We start from the raw sequence: 17,186 nt of genomic DNA on the forward strand, positions 1-17,186 counted from the left end.
CGTCCCCGCATAGATCAGTTCTTGGCTTGCTCTAGGATGGTCTCAAGTTGTTCTTTGTTAAAGTCATAGGCTTCATTACAGAATTGGCAGACCACTTCAGCCTGGCCCTCTTCTTCAATTAATTGCTCCATCTCCGTTTGGCCCAGGCTGATTAATGTCTTCTCTACCCGCTCACGTGAACACTCACAGCTAAAATGAATATCCAATCCTTCCATCACTTGTACATCTGGCAACAATCGGCGAAGCAACTCTTCCAATTCAAGTCCCTGCTCCAGCAACGTCGTCACTGGCGGCAACGTACTAATGGCGTTTTCGATCGCCGTGATCTCTGGATCTGTCAATCCCGGCAACAGCTGCATAATGAATCCACCTGAGACAATAACGGAATTATCCGTATCAACGAGCACACCAACGCCTACAGCAGAAGGTGTTTGCTCCGATTGCGCAAAGTAGTACGTGAAGTCTTCGCCCAGTTCTCCTGAAATAATAGGCACACTGCCACGATATGGTTCTTTCAGTCCCAAATCCTTCGTTATGTTGATGAAACCTTCCGTTCCAACCGCGCCTGCAACGTCCAGTTTCCCCACACTATTGCTTGGCAAATGTACATGCGGATTAGAAACATATCCTCGTACTTCGCCTTTCGCATTGGCATCAGCTACAATCTGTCCAATGGGCCCATCACCGTTGACTTGTACCGTTAACTTCTCTTCACCTTTAAGCATTGCACCCATAATGGCTGCTGTTGTAACCGTACGCCCCATGGCAGCTGTAGCCGTGGGAAACGTATCGTGTCTTCTGCGTAGTTCCTCAACCAGTTCCGTAGTCTGGATAGCAAAGGCTCTTACCTTTCCATTCATTGCTGTACCACGAATTAACCGGTCATGCTTGTTGTTGTTTTCCAAGTCATTCAGCCTCCTTTGGCGTATCGCCATAATAGTCGTAACACAGAAAAAACGGCACAACACTTAAGCTGTAATCTCAGCCCGCTGTATGCCGTCACTATGCTCACCTTTCCCGGTTCCGCTCATATATAATACGCAGCCCTTCAAGCGTAAGCAGCGGATCAACTTCCTCTATACTACGGGTTTCTTCTGCGATAAGTGTAGCGAGACCACCCGTCGCGATAACTCGGGGCTTCGCTCCCATCTCCTCGCGAATACGTTCTACAATACCATCTACCTGCCCTGCATAGCCATATATAATACCTGCTTGCATGGCATGAATAGTATTACGGCCAATAACCTTTTTAGGTTTCTCCAGCTCTATACGAGGCAACTTGGATGCCCGCTCATAGAGCGCTTCAGTGGCGATCTGAATGCCAGGTACAATAGCTCCCCCCAGATAGTGGCCTTTCTCGTCAATACAGTCAAAAGTCGTTGCGGTACCGAAATCGACCACGACGAGAGGGCCGCCATACTTCTCAACGGCTGCCACTGCATTAACAATACGATCTGCACCCACTTCACGAGGGTTCTCGTATCGCAGATTCAAGCCAGTTTTGATACCAGGCCCAACGAGCAAAGCTTTTTTGCCTACATACTTCTCACACATCGCTTCAATTACATTCACCAGTGGCGGAACCACAGATGAGATGATGACACCTTCGATGTCACTTGCCCTGATGCCGGACATATGAAATAAATTATAAATCAATACGCCGTATTCATCCACTGTTGACTGACGTGATGTACTCAGACGAAAGTGGTGCAGCAATTCCCGGCCTTGATATACGCCGAGCACCATATTGCTGTTCCCCACGTCTACAACTAGAATCAAAGAGGTTCACCCCTCTTTCTTTTCATTTAAATCCAGACTAATATCCAGGCTCTCAAAGGAATAGGTTAACCTGCCAACCGAAATTACATCCACACCACTCTCTGCAATACCACGAATGGTCTGAAGAGACACGTTACCGGATGCTTCAACCTTCACATGAGGAGCCTGTTCACGAATAAGTTCAACCGCTTCACGCATCCGCTCTGGATGCATGTTATCCAGCATAATGATATCTGCCCCGGCTTGCAAGGCTTCTCTCACCTGCTCCAGATTTTCAGTCTCCACTTCAATCGTCATCGTATGTGGGATAACGGTTCGCGCACGCTGTACCGCCTCGGTGATTCCGCCTGCACCCTTGATGTGGTTATCCTTAATCATAACGGCATCGTACAGTCCAAATCGATGATTCGCTCCGCCACCCACGCGCACCGCGTATTTCTCAAGTAGTCGGTGGCCCGGCGTTGTCTTACGTGTATCCACGAGCCTGGTCTCAAGACCATCCAGCACATCCACGTAGGCACGCGTACGCGTAGCTATTCCGGACATACGTTGCAGCAAGTTAAGTGCCAGTCGTTCCCCCGTAAGCAGTGAATGTGTACTTCCCTCTACCTCGGCCAAAATCGTGCCATGGGTGACCTGGTCTCCGTCTGTTACCTTCGGTGTAAATACAAGATCAGGATCAACGACTTGAAATACAAGTTCAGCTACGATCATGCCTGCAATAATACCATTGTCTTTGGCGTGTATAATGGCCTTGGATTGGTTGCCTGCCGGGATCGTCACACTTGTTGTAACGTCACCTGCACCAACATCTTCACGAAGCCAGTTTTTGATCGATTCGATAAGCCCTTCATTATATCCATTCAGTATCATGACATCAATTCCTCCACAATCGCTTGTTCTCGCTGTTGCAGACTATGCTTCTGCCACACGATATCATCACGCGCCGGGAAATCCTCACGATAGTGAGCCCCCCGACTCTCCTCGCGGTGTAATGCCCCGCTGGTAACTAACCAGGCACAGGTCAGAAGGTTGGCATACTCCAGCTCTTCCTTATGAGTGAGTGTCTGATCAAAAAATTGCAATTCCTGTTGCAGCTTGTCCATGGCCTTCTGCAGGTCCTCACCATTCCGGCGCAGGCCTACCTGACGAACCATCATTTTCTGTAATCGTAAACGTCTTTCGGATACCGGCTTTTGCTCTTCCGTGATCTTATTGACCTTGTTATTCATGTCCACAGATGAATGCGCAGCCCCTCTTACTTGTAATAAACCAAGCGGAGGGAGAGATTGAATACGATCAACAATTCTCCGCCCAAATACAATCGCTTCTGATAAAGAATTGCTTGCCAGGCGGTTGGCTCCATGCACTCCTGTAGAAGACACCTCGCCACAAGCAAATAATCGGGAGATGCTGCTCTCTCCACTTAAATCCGTTTTCACTCCACCCATCATGTAATGGGCAGCAGGTGCAACGGGAATCCAGTCCGTTGTCATGTCTAATCCATAACGCATACAAGTCTCATATATGGTAGGGAACCGATGCTTGATCATCTCTGGCTGTTCATGTGTAATGTCCAAGTACACAAAGGTACTGTTGGTGGACTCCATCTCACTAACAATCGCTCGTGCCACGATATCTCGTGGGGCCAGTTCAAGCTGGGCATGATAACGATCCATGAAGCGCTCACCCTTCACATTGCGCAAATATGCTCCTTCGCCGCGTACGGCTTCTGACACAAGGAAACGCGGGGCCCCAGGGTAACATAGAGAGGTGGGGTGGAATTGGATAAATTCCATGTCACGAACAATAGCCCCAGCCCGATAAGCCATGGCTACACCATCGGCAGTAGCTACATCCGGATTCGTCGTGTATCGGTACAGTTGTCCTGCCCCACCAGAACAAAGAACGGTTGCCTGTGCCTTCACGAACACTTGCGATCCGTCATCCTTCTGAACCAGAGCGCCAATGCATTCCCCTCGATCTCGATCCGTAATCAGGTCAACAACAAAATGCTCATCCCAAACTTCAATCCCGGGATGCTCATTCACTTCAACAGCAAGCGCACGTACAATCTCATATCCTGTTGCATCTCCGTTGGCATGCAAAATACGGCGGTGGCTATGCGCACCTTCCTGCGTCAACGCCAACTCGCCGTTCTCCAGATCAAATAAAGTACCCAAACGAATCAGTTCCTTCACTCCGTCCGGCCCCTCATTCACCAATACCTCTACCGCTTCGGAGCGGCATAAGCCCGCTCCTGCTACAAGTGTATCCTGCAAGTGGTAAGCAGGTGAATCATCCTCAGCAATAACCGCAGCGATGCCTCCCTGCGCATATCTGGTGTTACTTTCAAGTAATGACTTCTTCGTGATCATTAATACACGTTGTTGTCCACTTGCCTTAATGGCAGTAAACAAACCAGCAATCCCTGAGCCTATAACCAGTACATCCGTCTCTACCATGGGTAGCGCAGACAGATCAAAATCAACTAAATATTGCGGTATCATGTTATTCACCTGTCTTGGAGCAAGAGTAGCGCATCCTACTTTACCAACAACATGCGCTCTAGTGATTCTCTGGCTTTGTCGGCAACGGCCGGTGGCACGTAGATTTGCGGCTTCATCGTTTCCAGGCATTTCACCAGTTTCTTCAAGTTGTTCACCTTCATGTTGGGACATACGAGGAACTTGGTAGCAAAGTGGAACTGTTTATCCGGACTATCCAGACGAAGCTGATATCCTGTACCATCTTCGGTACCTACGATAAATTCCTTCGCTGATGAATTTTTGCAATACTCCAGAATAGCTGTTGTGCTGCCTACAAAATCACCCATTTCTACAACCTCAGGGCGACACTCTGGATGGACAACAAACTCCGCATTGGGATGCTTGGCTCTCATCTCCACCACATCTTTGACTGTAAGCATATCGTGAGTGTTGCAGTAGCCTTCCCAGATAATCATTTTCTTGTCTGTATGCTGCTGCACATAATGTCCCAGGTTTTTATCCGGTACCCAGATAATTTCGTCGGAATCCACCGATTGAATAACCCGGACTGCGTTCGCCGATGTACAACAGATGTCAGTCTCTGCTTTGATCTCAGCCGAGGAATTGATATACGTAACCACCTTGGCATTAGGATGTTGTGCTTTCAATTTGCGTAGTCCATCCACATTCACCATATCTGCCATTGGGCAGCCCGCACGTTCGTCCGGGATAATAACTGTTTTATTTGGCGCAAGAATTTTAGCGCTTTCACCCATAAAATGAACACCACAGAAAACGATCACATCCGCATCTGTCTGTGCTGCCTTCTGGGCTAACAGAAACGAATCTCCACGGAAGTCGGCAACCTCCTGTACTTCGTCACGTTGATAATAATGGGCAAGAATAATGGCATTACGTTCCTTCTTCAACACCATAAGCCGCTCACGCAGCTCGCGGTTCATCTCAGCCTTGCGCTCTAAAGCCAGAGCTTCCACCTGTGATCCTCTCCTTTATCGGGACAGCGTCATGCGCTGTTTCGTGGGCTAACCTAAGTCGTTATCTTCGCTTGAGAAACGAATCACAAGCGGTTTAACAACTAATTTACACAACGTTCACGACTCTGTCAATAAATGAAAAAGGCCCGGGACAGCGCTGTAACCACCTGTTTGCTAACTGGTTCGCCATCTAACTCCCGTTTATCTTTATCTATCCTCTTTTAAAATAATGGATAAAAAAAGAGAGCCTCGAGGGCTCTCTTGATTTCACCTGCTATCATAGCCAGATGTATTGTGTATTAAGACGTTGGCTTAGTTCCGCCATCATCCGGGTTATTGTTATTACCCTTTTCCAGATTCGGAGCTTCGTTTGGAATATCTCCGGCTGGTGGCTCAGGCGTTTCATCTTTACCTTGAATACGAACACGCACATCACCGATGGTGTCGATGATTGGCTCTCCGCCTTCAGTTGGTGTGCCTTCACCATCATTGTCATTCTCTGCTTTTGGAGTCAAAGAACCTGTTTCGATCAATTGCTTGATCTGATCCATTTCCAAAGTCTCAACCTCAAGCAAAGTTTGAGCGATCAGGTGCATCTCTTTTGAATGTTTAACAAGCAAGTCCTTACACTTCTCATAACAGTCATTGATAAAGCGTTGCATTTCCTGATCAATCTCGTAAGCAATGGAATCCGAGTAATTCTGTTCATGACCGATATCCCGACCAAGGAATACCTGTCCTTGTGAACTTCCGAATTGCATAGGTCCCAATTTCTCACTCATACCGTATTCCATAACCATGCTGCGAACAATACCTGTCGCTTGCTGGAAGTCACTGTATGCACCAGTACCAATTTCTCCGATGAACAATTCTTCAGCTACACGACCCCCGAGAAGTCCGGTTACTTTATCCAGCAATTCCTGCTTGGTAACCAGCATACGGTCTTCTTTTGGCAACATGATTACATATCCACCCGCACGTCCGCGCGGAATAATGGTCACTTTATGTACCATATCAGCATGTTCGAGGAAGTATCCAACAATGGTATGACCTGCTTCGTGATAAGCAACGATTCGTTTCTCGCGATCACTGATGACACGGCTTTTCTTCTCCGTACCAACGATGACACGGTCAATCGCTTCGTCAACTTCCTTCATGGAAATATCTTTACGGTTACGACGCGCTGCAAGCAATGCCGCTTCGTTCAAGAGATTCTCCAAATCCGCACCAGAGAAACCTGTTGTACGCTTCGCGATAATATCCATCTTCACATCTTTGGTCAGTGGTTTATTACGGGAATGTACTTTCAGGACAGCTTCACGACCTCTTACATCAGGGCGGTCAACCGTAATTTGACGGTCAAAACGTCCTGGACGCAGCAAGGCAGGGTCCAAAATATCTGCACGGTTCGTTGCGGCAATGATGATAATACCTTCATTAACTCCGAATCCGTCCATCTCAACGAGCAACTGGTTGAGTGTCTGTTCACGTTCATCGTGACCACCACCAAGACCAGCACCACGCTGACGTCCTACAGCATCAATCTCATCGATAAAGATGATACATGGGGCATTTTTCTTCGCATTTTCAAACAAATCACGTACACGTGATGCACCGACACCGACAAACATTTCCACGAAGTCGGAACCTGAAATAGTGAAGAATGGTACACCCGCTTCACCGGCTACGGCACGAGCGAGCAATGTTTTACCGGTACCTGGAGGCCCTACGAGCAATACGCCCTTAGGAATCCGCGCACCTACTGCTGCGAATTTACGAGGGTCCTTGAGGAAGTCTACAACCTCAACAAGTTCCTGTTTCTCTTCGTCAGCACCCGCAACATCTTCAAATGTAACCCGCTTCTTCTCTTCGTTGTAGAGACGAGCACGGCTTTTACCAAAGTTCATTACTTTACCGCCGCCGCCTTGAGCCTGATTAAACAGGAAGAAGAACAGCAGGAACATAATGATCAAAGGAATAAAGGAAGTCAGCAACGTCAACCAGATGCTGTCACCTTTCATTGGCTCCTGATGATATTGGAAATTGTTAGTTTCACTTGCAGCTACAAGCTCACTAATTGCCTCATCCGTAGGAGGAATATACGTTGAGAAATTTTCTGATTTGGCGCCATCAGGTGCCTTCTTGTATTGACCGGTCACGAGATACGTTTGACCGTTGAATTGAACCGTCAATTCAGAGACATTGTTGGCTTTGATCGCTGCACGCAACTGATCATATCTAGGATTATCGGTGGCTTCGCCGCCATTGCTGACGAACTGGACTATCCCCACCACAACTAAAAAAAGAATCAAATAAAAACCAGAATTCCGGATGAACCGATTCATCCCCTACCTCCTCTCGAGACACTTTAATTATTTTAACATAGCCCGACATGGCTTCTCAACAGAAGCCAAGAACAGCTCAAGGCTTGGGTCGGGCAGGATATTAGTTACTATAGACTTCCGGCTTCAAAATCCCGATATAGGGCAGGTTCCGGTACTTCTCCGCAAAATCCAAACCGTAACCAACGATGAACGCGTCAGGAATGTCAAAGCCTGTGTAATGAGCTTCCAACTCAACTTTACGGCCTGAAGGCTTGTCGAACAGCGTAACCACTCGCACCGACTCGGCACCGCGGTTTTCTAGCAGTTCAATCAGATAGCTGAGTGTAAGTCCGCTGTCGATAATATCTTCGACAATCAGAACTTCCCGTCCTTCAACGGATACATCCAGATCCTTAATGATTTTGACAACACCTGATGACTTGGTGGAAGCGCCGTAACTGGATACCGCCATAAAATCCATTTCAACAGGTACCGTTATGTTTTTAACCAAATCAGCCATAAATATAAACGCACCCTTGAGCACACAAATGACCAAAGGATTGCGATTTGCATATTCGGCACTTAGTGTTGCGCCTAATTCCTTGACTTTACTCTGAATTTCTTCTTCACTGATCAATACTTCCTGAATGTCGTTCTGCAACTGTGCGAACCTCCTAAGTTATACTATGAAAGCCTTACCTGAACCATAACCACTACCCCTGAATCGCTGAATCGCCTACAGTCATGTACAGGATTGCGGAAGTGCCCTCCCTGACAGGAGCCACACTGGACCGTCGAACACCCGGTAACCAGATGATATGACCTGCTCCATCACATACCACAGGAATACGTGGACGGACAGATGGGGGGATTTTCTCATCGATGAAAATATTTTTCACCTTTTTGCTTCCGTTTAATCCCATCACTTTCATGGTATCTCCAGGTAACCGTGAACGCACAACCAGCGGCATAAGCAGTTGATCCGCATCAAACGCGGCTTGATCCGCCGATTCCGGTACATGATAGTCCTCGGGACTCACCGTCATCAACCGAATATACCGGTTAATTGGGGTGAGTGAAAGCTCATAAGTTCCACTCCATTGCGCAAGACGATACTCGTAAGATTGATCCTGTACGTCCGTCCGTATGCCAAAAGAAATCAGATTATACTCCCGAGTGCAGGCGAGTGTCTGTCCTATATCCAGGCTCCAGGTCGTCACATGGGTCTCCATGACCTTGCGTCGAATGGTTTCTATACGGGTAAAGTCGACAAAATCACTGTCCAAAGGCAGATAATTCAATATTAGTTTAATCAACCTTCGTTGTAAAGCGACATGTAACTTCAAGAAGGAAGGCACCTCAAAGGTTTGCCTTCCGCCGTTCACCTGCACTAGACACCTGTATGTGTCATATGCACTCTGCTCCATGAAATCGTCTTCATCACCCACAATTTCGGCAAGCCGATTCAATGACGGCGTGAGTTGTCCATTATACTGCCCCAAAAAAGGAAGCACATCCAAGCGAATGGCATTACGCCGATATTTACGCAGGGCGTTGCTCTCATCATTGAAATACATAAAACCCTGGGTATTACAAGCTTCTACAAGGTCTGTCTTGTTTATACGAAGGCATGGACGAATAAGTTCCACATTTTTTTCTCGTCTTTTAAACTTCATTCCTGAGAGTCCCGACAAGCCGGTTCCACGAAGCAAATGAAGCATGACTGTCTCCGCCTGATCATCGGCATGATGTGCCAAAGCGATGCTTGCCGCATTATATTTGGAAGCCACTTCATGAAGAAAGGCATATCGCTTGTTGCGGGCTGCTTCCTGTGGTCCCTGACCCGTAAGCTCCATATATGAAGGTACATCGGCCTTGGTCCATTCAAATGTAATACCAAGCTGTTGTGCCAGTTCCATCATTTTCTCCGCTTCATCATCAGATTCACTCCGGAAGCCATGATGCACGTGGGCACAGATCAATTCAAGTGGCACATGCCGCTTGCTAATCTCGTGCATGATATGCAAAAAAGCTACCGAGTCCGGCCCGCCCGATACTGCGACGACAATCCGATCCCCGGGAACCCATAACTGATGCTCTTCCGCTGCATCCAGTACGTTCTTCACCAGCATGTTCCAGCGTAAAGCCTCCATACCTGTTCCTCATTCCTTGCGTTATGTATATGCACTCTCACAGATCAGAAAAGTAGTGCATAGATGAGCACTCCAATAAGTAATATCACAGATACAGCGAATGCGTTCATAAGCCAGCGCGGTGTTGTACTTTTGGAACGACGGCGGAGAGGCGTGGGGCGTGCCATCATTTCCTTCCACCCTTGTGCAGCATGACCTGCATCACGAAACTGACCTCGTAATGCCTGAGTTGTCCAATTGCGAAAAGGACCCAGTCGTTCACTGCGCTCCACCAGCGCTACGAGCTGATTCACACTTCGCAGTTGCGGTAATCCTTCGGCCGCCAGTGCCTTGAGCGCGTCTGCTTCAAGTACATGAATCAATAATAATGCAAATGCAAATACATCATAGGTACCATCTGCCGTACGGCTGCCTGCATTCCAGAAGCCCCGATCATACCATTCGGTGAACTGTTTGACGCTTCGACCAATCGACGTAACTCCGCCGTAGTCGATCAATTCCACCTGCCCATAGTCGGATACCAACACATTCTGAGGTTTGAGATCACCAAACACCCATCCCGCCTGATGCAATTGTGCCAGCTTCTGCAAGAGTCTAAGTCCCACCAGAAGTGTCCAGTCTGTCCCCTGACGCCGAATAAAGTGATGAAGTGCCTCACCTCTAACGTAACGCATCACATAAAAGGGAATATCCCGGCCACGAACGGCATAATCATCCACATCTTTAAGATAGGAAGGAATGCCGCTCTGCCGAAGGGCCTCATGATTACGCTGTAGTTGAAAAGATTTGAGCACATTGACTTCCGATTGCAGATCAACCGGATCAAATCCCATTTTTAACGCGTAGTGTTTGCCATTTTCACCCCGTTGGACAAGAAAAACGATGCCATTAGCTCCTTTGCCCAGTAGCTTCCGAATCGTGTAACGACTGCGATTCCATTTCCCTGTAACCACTGTTCCTGGCGGGAAAGAGGCGTCAGACAACGTTGTCACCGAGCATCCCTTCTCTTTCAATGCGATAGTTCCCTTCTATTTCCTGCTGTTTCTCCAGTGTACCATAACGGTAAAAATCAATCACCTTCTGAATTGCAGGACCTGTCGGCGTTGCACCCTTCATCTGCAACCTTCCAAACAAGGACCGAACACGGCCTGGATCCGTTGTCCAGTCAATATCCATTACCGCATCTTCTCCACTGTGTCGTCCCGGAAAATGAAATACGGAAAGCTTGCTTTGACCTATACGCGCCTGCAAACTCAACATTAAATCGCGAATGCCTTCTTCTACCGCAGCCAGTTTGGGCTTCATGCTGGCACTGACGTCGATTAGCAATATAACCTGTAAGGCTGTAGTTTCAGCCATATCATCCATCACTTCCACGACCCGGGCGCGTTGTGCAGGCTCCAGATCGGTTACCGTTTTGGGCTCCTTCTCTCCCAAAATTTGTGTTAACTCTCTATTAACCGCCTGCTGAATGGTCTGAACCACCGTTTTCCTTGTCATCATCTGCATCGTATGGGCAAGCTGACGTGTACCTACAATTTGGCTGATTCCACCTCCGGCTCTGGCAATATCCTCAATCTCCCGGCTACCCAGCTCACCAATGGTTCCATAATCAATCACGCCAACCACATTAACCGTAATCCCCTCTTCCAGCGCTTCGGCCGCTGCCAGCACCGGACTTGGTCCTACATTGGAACAACCGTCGGTGATCAATAAGATTTGCTTCATCCGATATCCCTCCGTTATTCGTTACTCTCCAACTCTATGACTAGCATTGCCAGAATGAAGAGACTTCAAACAGAAGAATATGCAATTAACTGACGGTCCGTGGACGCTCCATCCGGTTGATGCCAGGCACACGCAGTGTGGCCCATTCAGGGCGGAAATGCTCTACTTTTCCAACAACGACGGTCATATCATCCAAAATCTCATGCTGCTGATATCTTATGACACTTTCAAGCAGGCAATCGGCCAAATCTTGTGGATCATCTGTATCAATCTCTTGAATGAGCCGTTTCATCCATAACTCTTTGTTCACCGCATACCCCGGTGCATCATAGATGCCATCCGTCATCATAATGAGGATATCCCCCGGCTGAAGCTGTACCGTCACCAGATCCACTTCAATATCCTTAATAATACCGATTGGCAAATTGCTGGCCGAAACCTGAATAACCTCCTGGCCTCGTTTGATAAAACTTGGCGTCGATCCGATTTTCATAAACGTGGTCTCTGCCGTATATTCATCAATTAGCGCCATATCCACTGTGGCATACATCTCTTCAGGGGAGCGCAACATCAGAACGGAGTTCACGGATTTGATCGCCAGTTTCTCGTCCATGCCGGACTGTAGCAACTGTTCCAGTATGTTCAGCGCCGCGCTGCTCTCCATGCGTGCCCGTTCTCCATTGCCCATTCCATCACTGAGCGCCACCGCGAATGTACCGTTGCCTAACTCAACCGTACTGAAGCTGTCGCCTGACATCACATCTCCCCCTTTTGCGGCGGCAGCAACACCCGTGGTAACCTCGAAGGTTTTGGCCGAACCAAACGTGACGGTTGCCAGTCCCTGACGAGGATCGGTCATGGTCTCATGCAAGACGGCAATATGCTCGTCCAGTACATCCGAGATCAGCGGAGCAATCATTTTCCGGCACTCATCGAATCCACGTGTATATGCATGTACAATCTCAATCTCTACATTGCCCGCTTCCAGATTGATGATCTCAATGGAGTGAATGGACAAGCCCAGTGACTCCAGTGCGTCCCGAATCTGCTCCTCCTGCTGTACCATCTCATCACTTTCCCGCTGAATTTCTTTGGCCAGGTCCTCCATGACCTGAGATACACCGGACAATTGCTCTGCAACCAGCTGCCGGCTATCGATAATTTGACGCTTCCACTGCATGTTATGTTGATGCAGTCCATACTGGGCACGCATGACTTCAAGAACCTCTTCCGGTTTCGCACATACCCTGTTCCAGTCCACTGGAATCTGCTTGCCTGAGATCTCCGGGTTTCCTTCAATCGTACTCATCACGTCCGTCATATATTTGTAGGTTTGAATAAACTTCGCATCCCAGCATTGTGTACGCTTGAAGCAGCTTGCACATGTGCCCTCGGCAACCGCATTCATGAAATGGTCCATTCCACCTTCTTTCTGTACCTGCTCCCCTGCACCGGACATCTGATCAAAGCTACGTGACAATTGACGGAATACCTGTGAGAACCGGGTTACCCGTTCTGCAGTGATATCCCGTATCCGTTTGGCATACTCATGCTGCGATTTGGTATGATCCTGCGTACCCGGTACATATTTGGATATCGCCGTCATCAGGCTTTTAGGTGTTAACATGAATAGTACGATAGCTGCACACGTCTCCCATAATGAGTTCATCACATCGCCCGGTCCGCCCAGATATATGGATAAAATGGACGAACCCAGTAGCATGCCCAGTGCAACCGCCGCACGTTTGCCTTCTCGAAGCATACCCGCCAGCATCCCGGCAAAAGCAAGCAGGCTCATCTGATACACCGCTGACATGTCAGCCAGACTCAGAATCAAGCCGGTAATGACCCCAACTGAGGCTCCAAGGGGGGCTCCGCCCACCAGCGCAAAGATTAATATGAGATAACGGGAGAGCATATGCTCGACGGATAAAGACTGAATGGTCCACCCTACGGCTCCCGTCATAACGGAAGCGAGCAATATGATCAGGCAGAGGATCTCCTCGTTCTTTAGGCTGAACTTTTTTTTGCGGTAGGTGAAGATCGGTATGGCTTGTATAAAAACAAGGGTGAGCACGAAACTTAATACCGAATCCATCGTGAGCATCAGCATCGCGTACCAGCTGAAGGATGGTCCGATCACAACCGCGAATAACTTGACCATAAATGTAGTCGTAAACACCATCGTTGGTGCATAAGATAATTCAGCACGATCATATGACTCCAGACCCCGGAAGAGCAGATAAAAGATGGCGATCTCCGATGCAACAATGAGTGGTACTGGAAACGGTGCAAAGAGACTGCCTGCGAGAAGTGCAGCGCCTACCGGAATGATGTAATCCCTGCGCATGAAAGCAATTACAGCGAAGTAAGCAATGGCAAAGGGAGATAACTCATTCAGGATCATTGCCTTTCCGAGCAGGAACCCCATAAACGTAAGCAACAGTACCCATTTGCGGGAAGCAACCATCTGGACAGCCTTGCGGGAGCCAAGCCATTGTTTCAGACGTACCGACAGCTCCTCCCGAGCTTCCGTACCTCCTTTACCTGCTTTCATTCCCGGAAATTGAATGACATTCCACTTTTCCATCATCCTCAAGGCACCCCATTCGATTAATTTGAATTTTCGTGTTTCGTTCTCGATGGTTCTGATTATAGATAGATTAGAAGACGTAGTTTGTCAGAATAGGTGGGCAGGGTCCAAAAAGTTTACGACAAAAGAAACAAGCCTGGCGCGGTGGAGCGAAACCCCGGCCTTATTGTGGTTTCATTCATTCTCCTACTTGATTCCGACAATCGGAATGTCTGATTTTGAACCGGAGATGGTTTGGTCTCGCCACCATTTGAGCAGGATAACTGTGGAATGCCACGGAAACCTGTCGGTAAAAAATGGTAGACGACAAATGTTCTTATGGTTTCATTTTGCCGTGCAGAAAAACTGGGGATATGGAGCTTCACCTTACAAAAAAAGCTATTCAACTACTTATCTGTGAAAGAAACGCAAAAAAACCGTTAGCCCATGGGCTAACGGTTTTACTTATATGTTTAGATCAGGTTGTGACAGATTACACACGCTTGGCTCCACGGCCTCCGCGTTTGCCTTCTGTGTTCTTCTTAAGCGAAGAGATCCGCTCTTCACTATCTTTCAGGAAGCGTGACATTTTATCCTCAAATGAAGGTTTGCCTGCTGCGGGCTTGAAAGAACGGCCTCCGCGGTCACCACGGTTAAATCCACCGCCGCCACCACCACGACCTTGGCCACCACTTGGGCCTCCGCCGCTGAATCGTTCGCGATCTCCTCCACTGCGTTCCGGTCTAGGAGCTCTCGGGGGTCTAGATTGGGTTTGTTGCTCAACCGGTTTGTCAACAGCTTGCTTAATGGAAAGTCCGATCTTGCCATCCTTGTCAACGTTGATAACCTTCACTGTAACGAGGTCATTCAGCTTCAGGTGGTCGTTGACATCTTTGACATAATTGTCGGCGATTTCCGAGATGTGAACGAGACCCGTGACACCTCCTGACAGATCCACAAATGCTCCAAAATGCGTGATTCCTGTCACCTTGCCCTCTAACTTGGTGCCCACTTCAATTGCCATAGAATAAAATGATCCTCCCTTAAAAATATACAACCCGATTTTTTGAATGCCAAAATCAATGCTGCGCTAATGTAATTATACCTTATGCCATAAACCAAGGTCAACTGAACACTACCCCATCAGAGAGCCTATTTTTTCCGGTTTAACGGCTTCAGACACACGGATAACAAACCTAGCTCGGTAATAGACCGAATTCCATCAGTTCCCTGACTCTTCAACCTGGATCGGCGTTTCCTCAGGAAGATAATATCCTTTTTTCCGTGCCAGCTGTCCTATGTATTCAGGGTCATTCAACCGGCTGACTTCGTACTTCAACTGTTCCAGCTTCTTCAACGTATCTTCCTTTGAAGCTTGCTGCGTGGCCAGATGAGAACTCTTGTCCGAAATTTGTGCAGTCTGCACAAGGAATGTATATCCTGCCCATATTACAAATACAATCATAAACGTCATCCAAAGCATGAGGCGCCTTTTTGCACCGGCAGATTTTCCTTGGTTAGTTGGAGCCTTTGATCTGCCCACAGGTGTTTTACCCATTACGGACCTCCTTAAAACCAGCGTTTCCACATCGCTGCAATTCTTGTACCCACACGGATCATGAAGCGTGGCGTTACCCAATGTTTCAGGAGCGGCCTAAACATCCAGCGGAACAACTTGCCGAAAGGTACCAAACACTGCAGCACCAGCCTGCCCAGGAATAATAGTATCGCAATTACAAAACCGAATAATACGCGAATTAACTTATAAATTCCTTTAGCCGGCATAACGATCAGGATGTTAAGGATATGTCCACACCAATGAATCAGCGTTCTTGCGAGTTTAATTAACATTACCACAAAACGCTGGGTTGTAACACTTAAAAGCCAAAAATAGAAGCAAACCCCTATAATCAGCCCCAAAAAGACATAAAACCGCAACTGTCCGTGGTTTCCGGCGTATAGCATCCGAAAAACGAACAGCGCGGAAGCAACCCAGTACAACAGATCGAGCGTGTGTATACTCCATCTCGGAAACCGCAGCTGTCCGGACAGTACCCGGTAACTGTCGTAGGCCATTCCCATCACGACCCCCGAGGTAAGCATCCACATCAATGTGATCCATTGAGTATCCGGACTCATCGGAACATCTTGCCAAACAGGCCTTTACCATTTTTGGACTGGGAACCGGGGTCCAGATATTGGAGCGAACTGACTGTGCCTTCAATGGATAACAGACCTTCCTCCAGGCTCAGGTTTTTGATATGTAAATTGTGCCCCCGGATGGTCAGATGCCCAAGTTCAGTCTGCAGCAAAAATTCCTCACTGTCGAAGCTCTCCACGTTGGAGACACCCGTCAGATCCAGCAGTTTCCGATTCTGCATGCTCAGATGATGCTGTTTGGCCTTACCGTGCTCAACCATGGCATGTACCCCTCCTTCTTACACCTAGCTTATGGGCATGGAGGTTGGAATAGAACCAGCGTTGTTGAACAAATAACCCGGCATCCAGTAAAAACAAAAACGCCCTTCCCTGTTACAGGAGGACGTTTCGATTCAACTTGCATTGAATGAATATTTATACCAGATGTACTGTTACCAGTTCATTCCGTTATCCTTGGCGATCGGCTCTTCCTTCACCAAGGTGTAGAGGCTGCTCGCCTCATCCTTCTTGGTACTCTCGGCAATTCGTTCCACCTTCACAGTGACCAGTTTCTGACCGAACTGAACCGTCAGCTCATCGCCCACTTTGACAGCGGCGCTGGGCTTAGCTTCACGTCCGTTCACCAGAACACGTCCCTGTTCAGAGACGTCCTTGGCCACAGTGCGGCGTTTGATTAGCCGGGAGACCTTCAGGAATTTATCAAGACGCATTATTTTACGGCTTCTTTAAGTTTGTTGCCTGCTTTGAATGCAGGAACAGTGGACTCAGGAATCACGATTTCATTCCCTGTTTGTGGGTTACGTCCGGTACGACCGGAACGTTTGCGGGTCTCAAAAGTGCCAAAGCCGATCAATTGTACTTTGTCTCCGCTGGCAAGTGCATCTGTAATTTCTCCCAAAAAGCCGTTCAATACGGACTCAACGTCTTTTTTAGTCAAACCACTTTTGGTTGAAATGTTGTTAATCAGATCTGTTTTGTTCATTTTT

The 17,186-nt window shown here is 48.0% G+C and carries 17 protein-coding genes; all 17 read right to left on the minus strand.

Translation table 11 applies throughout. The annotated features are described in order from the left end of the window. Positions 1-14: 14 nt before the first annotated feature. The 17 genes from hslO to EL84_RS30170 all read right to left on the minus strand — a co-directional run bounded on the left by hslO (position 15) and on the right by EL84_RS30170 (position 17,182). Positions 15-905 carry an Hsp33 family molecular chaperone HslO gene (hslO, locus tag EL84_RS30090; RefSeq protein ID WP_036606110.1) on the minus strand — a complete coding sequence of 297 codons (891 nt, stop codon included), beginning with the start codon at positions 903-905 and terminating at the stop codon, positions 15-17. A 103-nt stretch (positions 906-1,008) separates the two neighbouring features. Further along, complete coding sequence (locus EL84_RS30095; protein WP_036606111.1) at positions 1,009-1,779, minus strand: type III pantothenate kinase; 771 nt, start codon at positions 1,777-1,779, stop codon at positions 1,009-1,011. Between the two features lie 6 nt (positions 1,780-1,785). Then, positions 1,786-2,652: a carboxylating nicotinate-nucleotide diphosphorylase gene (gene nadC / locus EL84_RS30100; RefSeq protein WP_047844509.1), complete on the minus strand. Its 867-nt coding sequence runs from the start codon at positions 2,650-2,652 to the stop codon at positions 1,786-1,788. Further along, entirely contained in the window at positions 2,649-4,289 is a 1,641-nt protein-coding gene (nadB, locus tag EL84_RS30105) for an L-aspartate oxidase (RefSeq protein ID WP_047844510.1), read from the minus strand. The genes nadC and nadB overlap by 4 nt, the downstream gene beginning before the upstream one ends. Before the next feature lie 35 nt (positions 4,290-4,324). Then, positions 4,325-5,263 carry a quinolinate synthase NadA gene (gene nadA, locus EL84_RS30110; protein ID WP_036606114.1) on the minus strand — a complete coding sequence of 313 codons (939 nt, stop codon included), beginning with the start codon at positions 5,261-5,263 and terminating at the stop codon, positions 4,325-4,327. Between the two features lie 299 nt (positions 5,264-5,562). Further along, a complete protein-coding gene (ftsH, locus tag EL84_RS30115) occupies positions 5,563-7,608 on the minus strand; it encodes an ATP-dependent zinc metalloprotease FtsH (RefSeq protein WP_036606115.1) in 2,046 nt (681 codons plus the stop codon). A 100-nt stretch (positions 7,609-7,708) separates the two neighbouring features. Beyond that, on the minus strand, positions 7,709-8,248 hold the full coding sequence (gene hpt / locus EL84_RS30120; RefSeq protein ID WP_047844511.1) for a hypoxanthine phosphoribosyltransferase: 540 nt from the start codon (positions 8,246-8,248) through the stop codon (positions 7,709-7,711). A gap of 52 nt (positions 8,249-8,300) precedes the next feature. Continuing rightward, complete coding sequence (gene tilS, locus EL84_RS30125) at positions 8,301-9,740, minus strand: tRNA lysidine(34) synthetase TilS (RefSeq protein ID WP_047844512.1); 1,440 nt, start codon at positions 9,738-9,740, stop codon at positions 8,301-8,303. 44 nt (positions 9,741-9,784) lie between these two features. Next, entirely contained in the window at positions 9,785-10,732 is a 948-nt protein-coding gene (locus EL84_RS30130) for a serine/threonine protein kinase (RefSeq protein WP_036606117.1), read from the minus strand. After that, positions 10,716-11,468: a VWA domain-containing protein gene (locus tag EL84_RS30135; RefSeq protein WP_036668461.1), complete on the minus strand. Its 753-nt coding sequence runs from the start codon at positions 11,466-11,468 to the stop codon at positions 10,716-10,718. Before EL84_RS30135 ends, EL84_RS30130 begins: the two co-directional genes overlap by 17 nt. An 85-nt stretch (positions 11,469-11,553) precedes the next feature. Beyond that, entirely contained in the window at positions 11,554-14,061 is a 2,508-nt protein-coding gene (gene spoIIE, locus EL84_RS30140; protein ID WP_179088724.1) for a stage II sporulation protein E, read from the minus strand. 472 nt (positions 14,062-14,533) lie between these two features. Next, positions 14,534-15,064 carry a S1 domain-containing RNA-binding protein gene (locus tag EL84_RS30145; RefSeq protein WP_017691357.1) on the minus strand — a complete coding sequence of 177 codons (531 nt, stop codon included), beginning with the start codon at positions 15,062-15,064 and terminating at the stop codon, positions 14,534-14,536. Positions 15,065-15,262: 198 nt separating this feature from the next. After that, the gene (locus EL84_RS30150) at positions 15,263-15,598 is read right to left on the minus strand and encodes an FtsB family cell division protein (RefSeq protein ID WP_017691358.1); all 336 of its coding nucleotides are present in this window, start codon (positions 15,596-15,598) and stop codon (positions 15,263-15,265) included. Between the two features lie 11 nt (positions 15,599-15,609). Continuing rightward, positions 15,610-16,179: a spore cortex biosynthesis protein YabQ gene (gene yabQ, locus EL84_RS30155; protein WP_017691359.1), complete on the minus strand. Its 570-nt coding sequence runs from the start codon at positions 16,177-16,179 to the stop codon at positions 15,610-15,612. Further along, on the minus strand, positions 16,176-16,460 hold the full coding sequence (gene yabP / locus EL84_RS30160) for a sporulation protein YabP (RefSeq protein ID WP_036606119.1): 285 nt from the start codon (positions 16,458-16,460) through the stop codon (positions 16,176-16,178). Before yabP ends, yabQ begins: the two co-directional genes overlap by 4 nt. A gap of 171 nt (positions 16,461-16,631) precedes the next feature. Beyond that, positions 16,632-16,910 carry an RNA-binding S4 domain-containing protein gene (locus EL84_RS30165; RefSeq protein WP_036606120.1) on the minus strand — a complete coding sequence of 93 codons (279 nt, stop codon included), beginning with the start codon at positions 16,908-16,910 and terminating at the stop codon, positions 16,632-16,634. Then, positions 16,910-17,182 (minus strand): HU family DNA-binding protein, encoded by a 273-nt coding sequence (locus EL84_RS30170; RefSeq protein ID WP_017691362.1) that lies wholly within the window; start codon positions 17,180-17,182, stop codon positions 16,910-16,912. Before EL84_RS30170 ends, EL84_RS30165 begins: the two co-directional genes overlap by 1 nt. Positions 17,183-17,186: the final 4 nt, after the last annotated feature.

It is taken from the genome of Paenibacillus sp. VT-400, assembly GCF_001029205.1.
GTDB lineage: Bacteria > Bacillota > Bacilli > Paenibacillales > Paenibacillaceae > Paenibacillus > Paenibacillus amylolyticus.

Excerpts from the sequence above, each read along its gene's own strand:
- yabP (WP_036606119.1), bottom strand. The coding sequence starts at position 16,460 with ATGGTTGAGCACGGTAAGGCCAAACAGCATCATCTGAGCATGCAGAAT.
- nadB (WP_047844510.1), bottom strand. The coding sequence starts at position 4,289 with ATGATACCGCAATATTTAGTTGATTTTGATCTGTCTGCGCTACCCATG.
- EL84_RS30145 (WP_017691357.1), bottom strand. The coding sequence starts at position 15,064 with ATGGCAATTGAAGTGGGCACCAAGTTAGAGGGCAAGGTGACAGGAATC.
- yabQ (WP_017691359.1), bottom strand. The coding sequence starts at position 16,179 with ATGAGTCCGGATACTCAATGGATCACATTGATGTGGATGCTTACCTCG.
- spoIIE (WP_179088724.1), bottom strand. The coding sequence starts at position 14,061 with ATGATGGAAAAGTGGAATGTCATTCAATTTCCGGGAATGAAAGCAGGT.
- EL84_RS30150 (WP_017691358.1), bottom strand. The coding sequence starts at position 15,598 with ATGGGTAAAACACCTGTGGGCAGATCAAAGGCTCCAACTAACCAAGGA.
- EL84_RS30165 (WP_036606120.1), bottom strand. The coding sequence starts at position 16,910 with ATGCGTCTTGATAAATTCCTGAAGGTCTCCCGGCTAATCAAACGCCGC.
- nadC (WP_047844509.1), bottom strand. The coding sequence starts at position 2,652 with ATGATACTGAATGGATATAATGAAGGGCTTATCGAATCGATCAAAAAC.
- tilS (WP_047844512.1), bottom strand. The coding sequence starts at position 9,740 with ATGGAGGCTTTACGCTGGAACATGCTGGTGAAGAACGTACTGGATGCA.
- ftsH (WP_036606115.1), bottom strand. The coding sequence starts at position 7,608 with ATGAATCGGTTCATCCGGAATTCTGGTTTTTATTTGATTCTTTTTTTA.
- EL84_RS30135 (WP_036668461.1), bottom strand. The coding sequence starts at position 11,468 with ATGAAGCAAATCTTATTGATCACCGACGGTTGTTCCAATGTAGGACCA.
- EL84_RS30170 (WP_017691362.1), bottom strand. The coding sequence starts at position 17,182 with ATGAACAAAACAGATCTGATTAACAACATTTCAACCAAAAGTGGTTTG.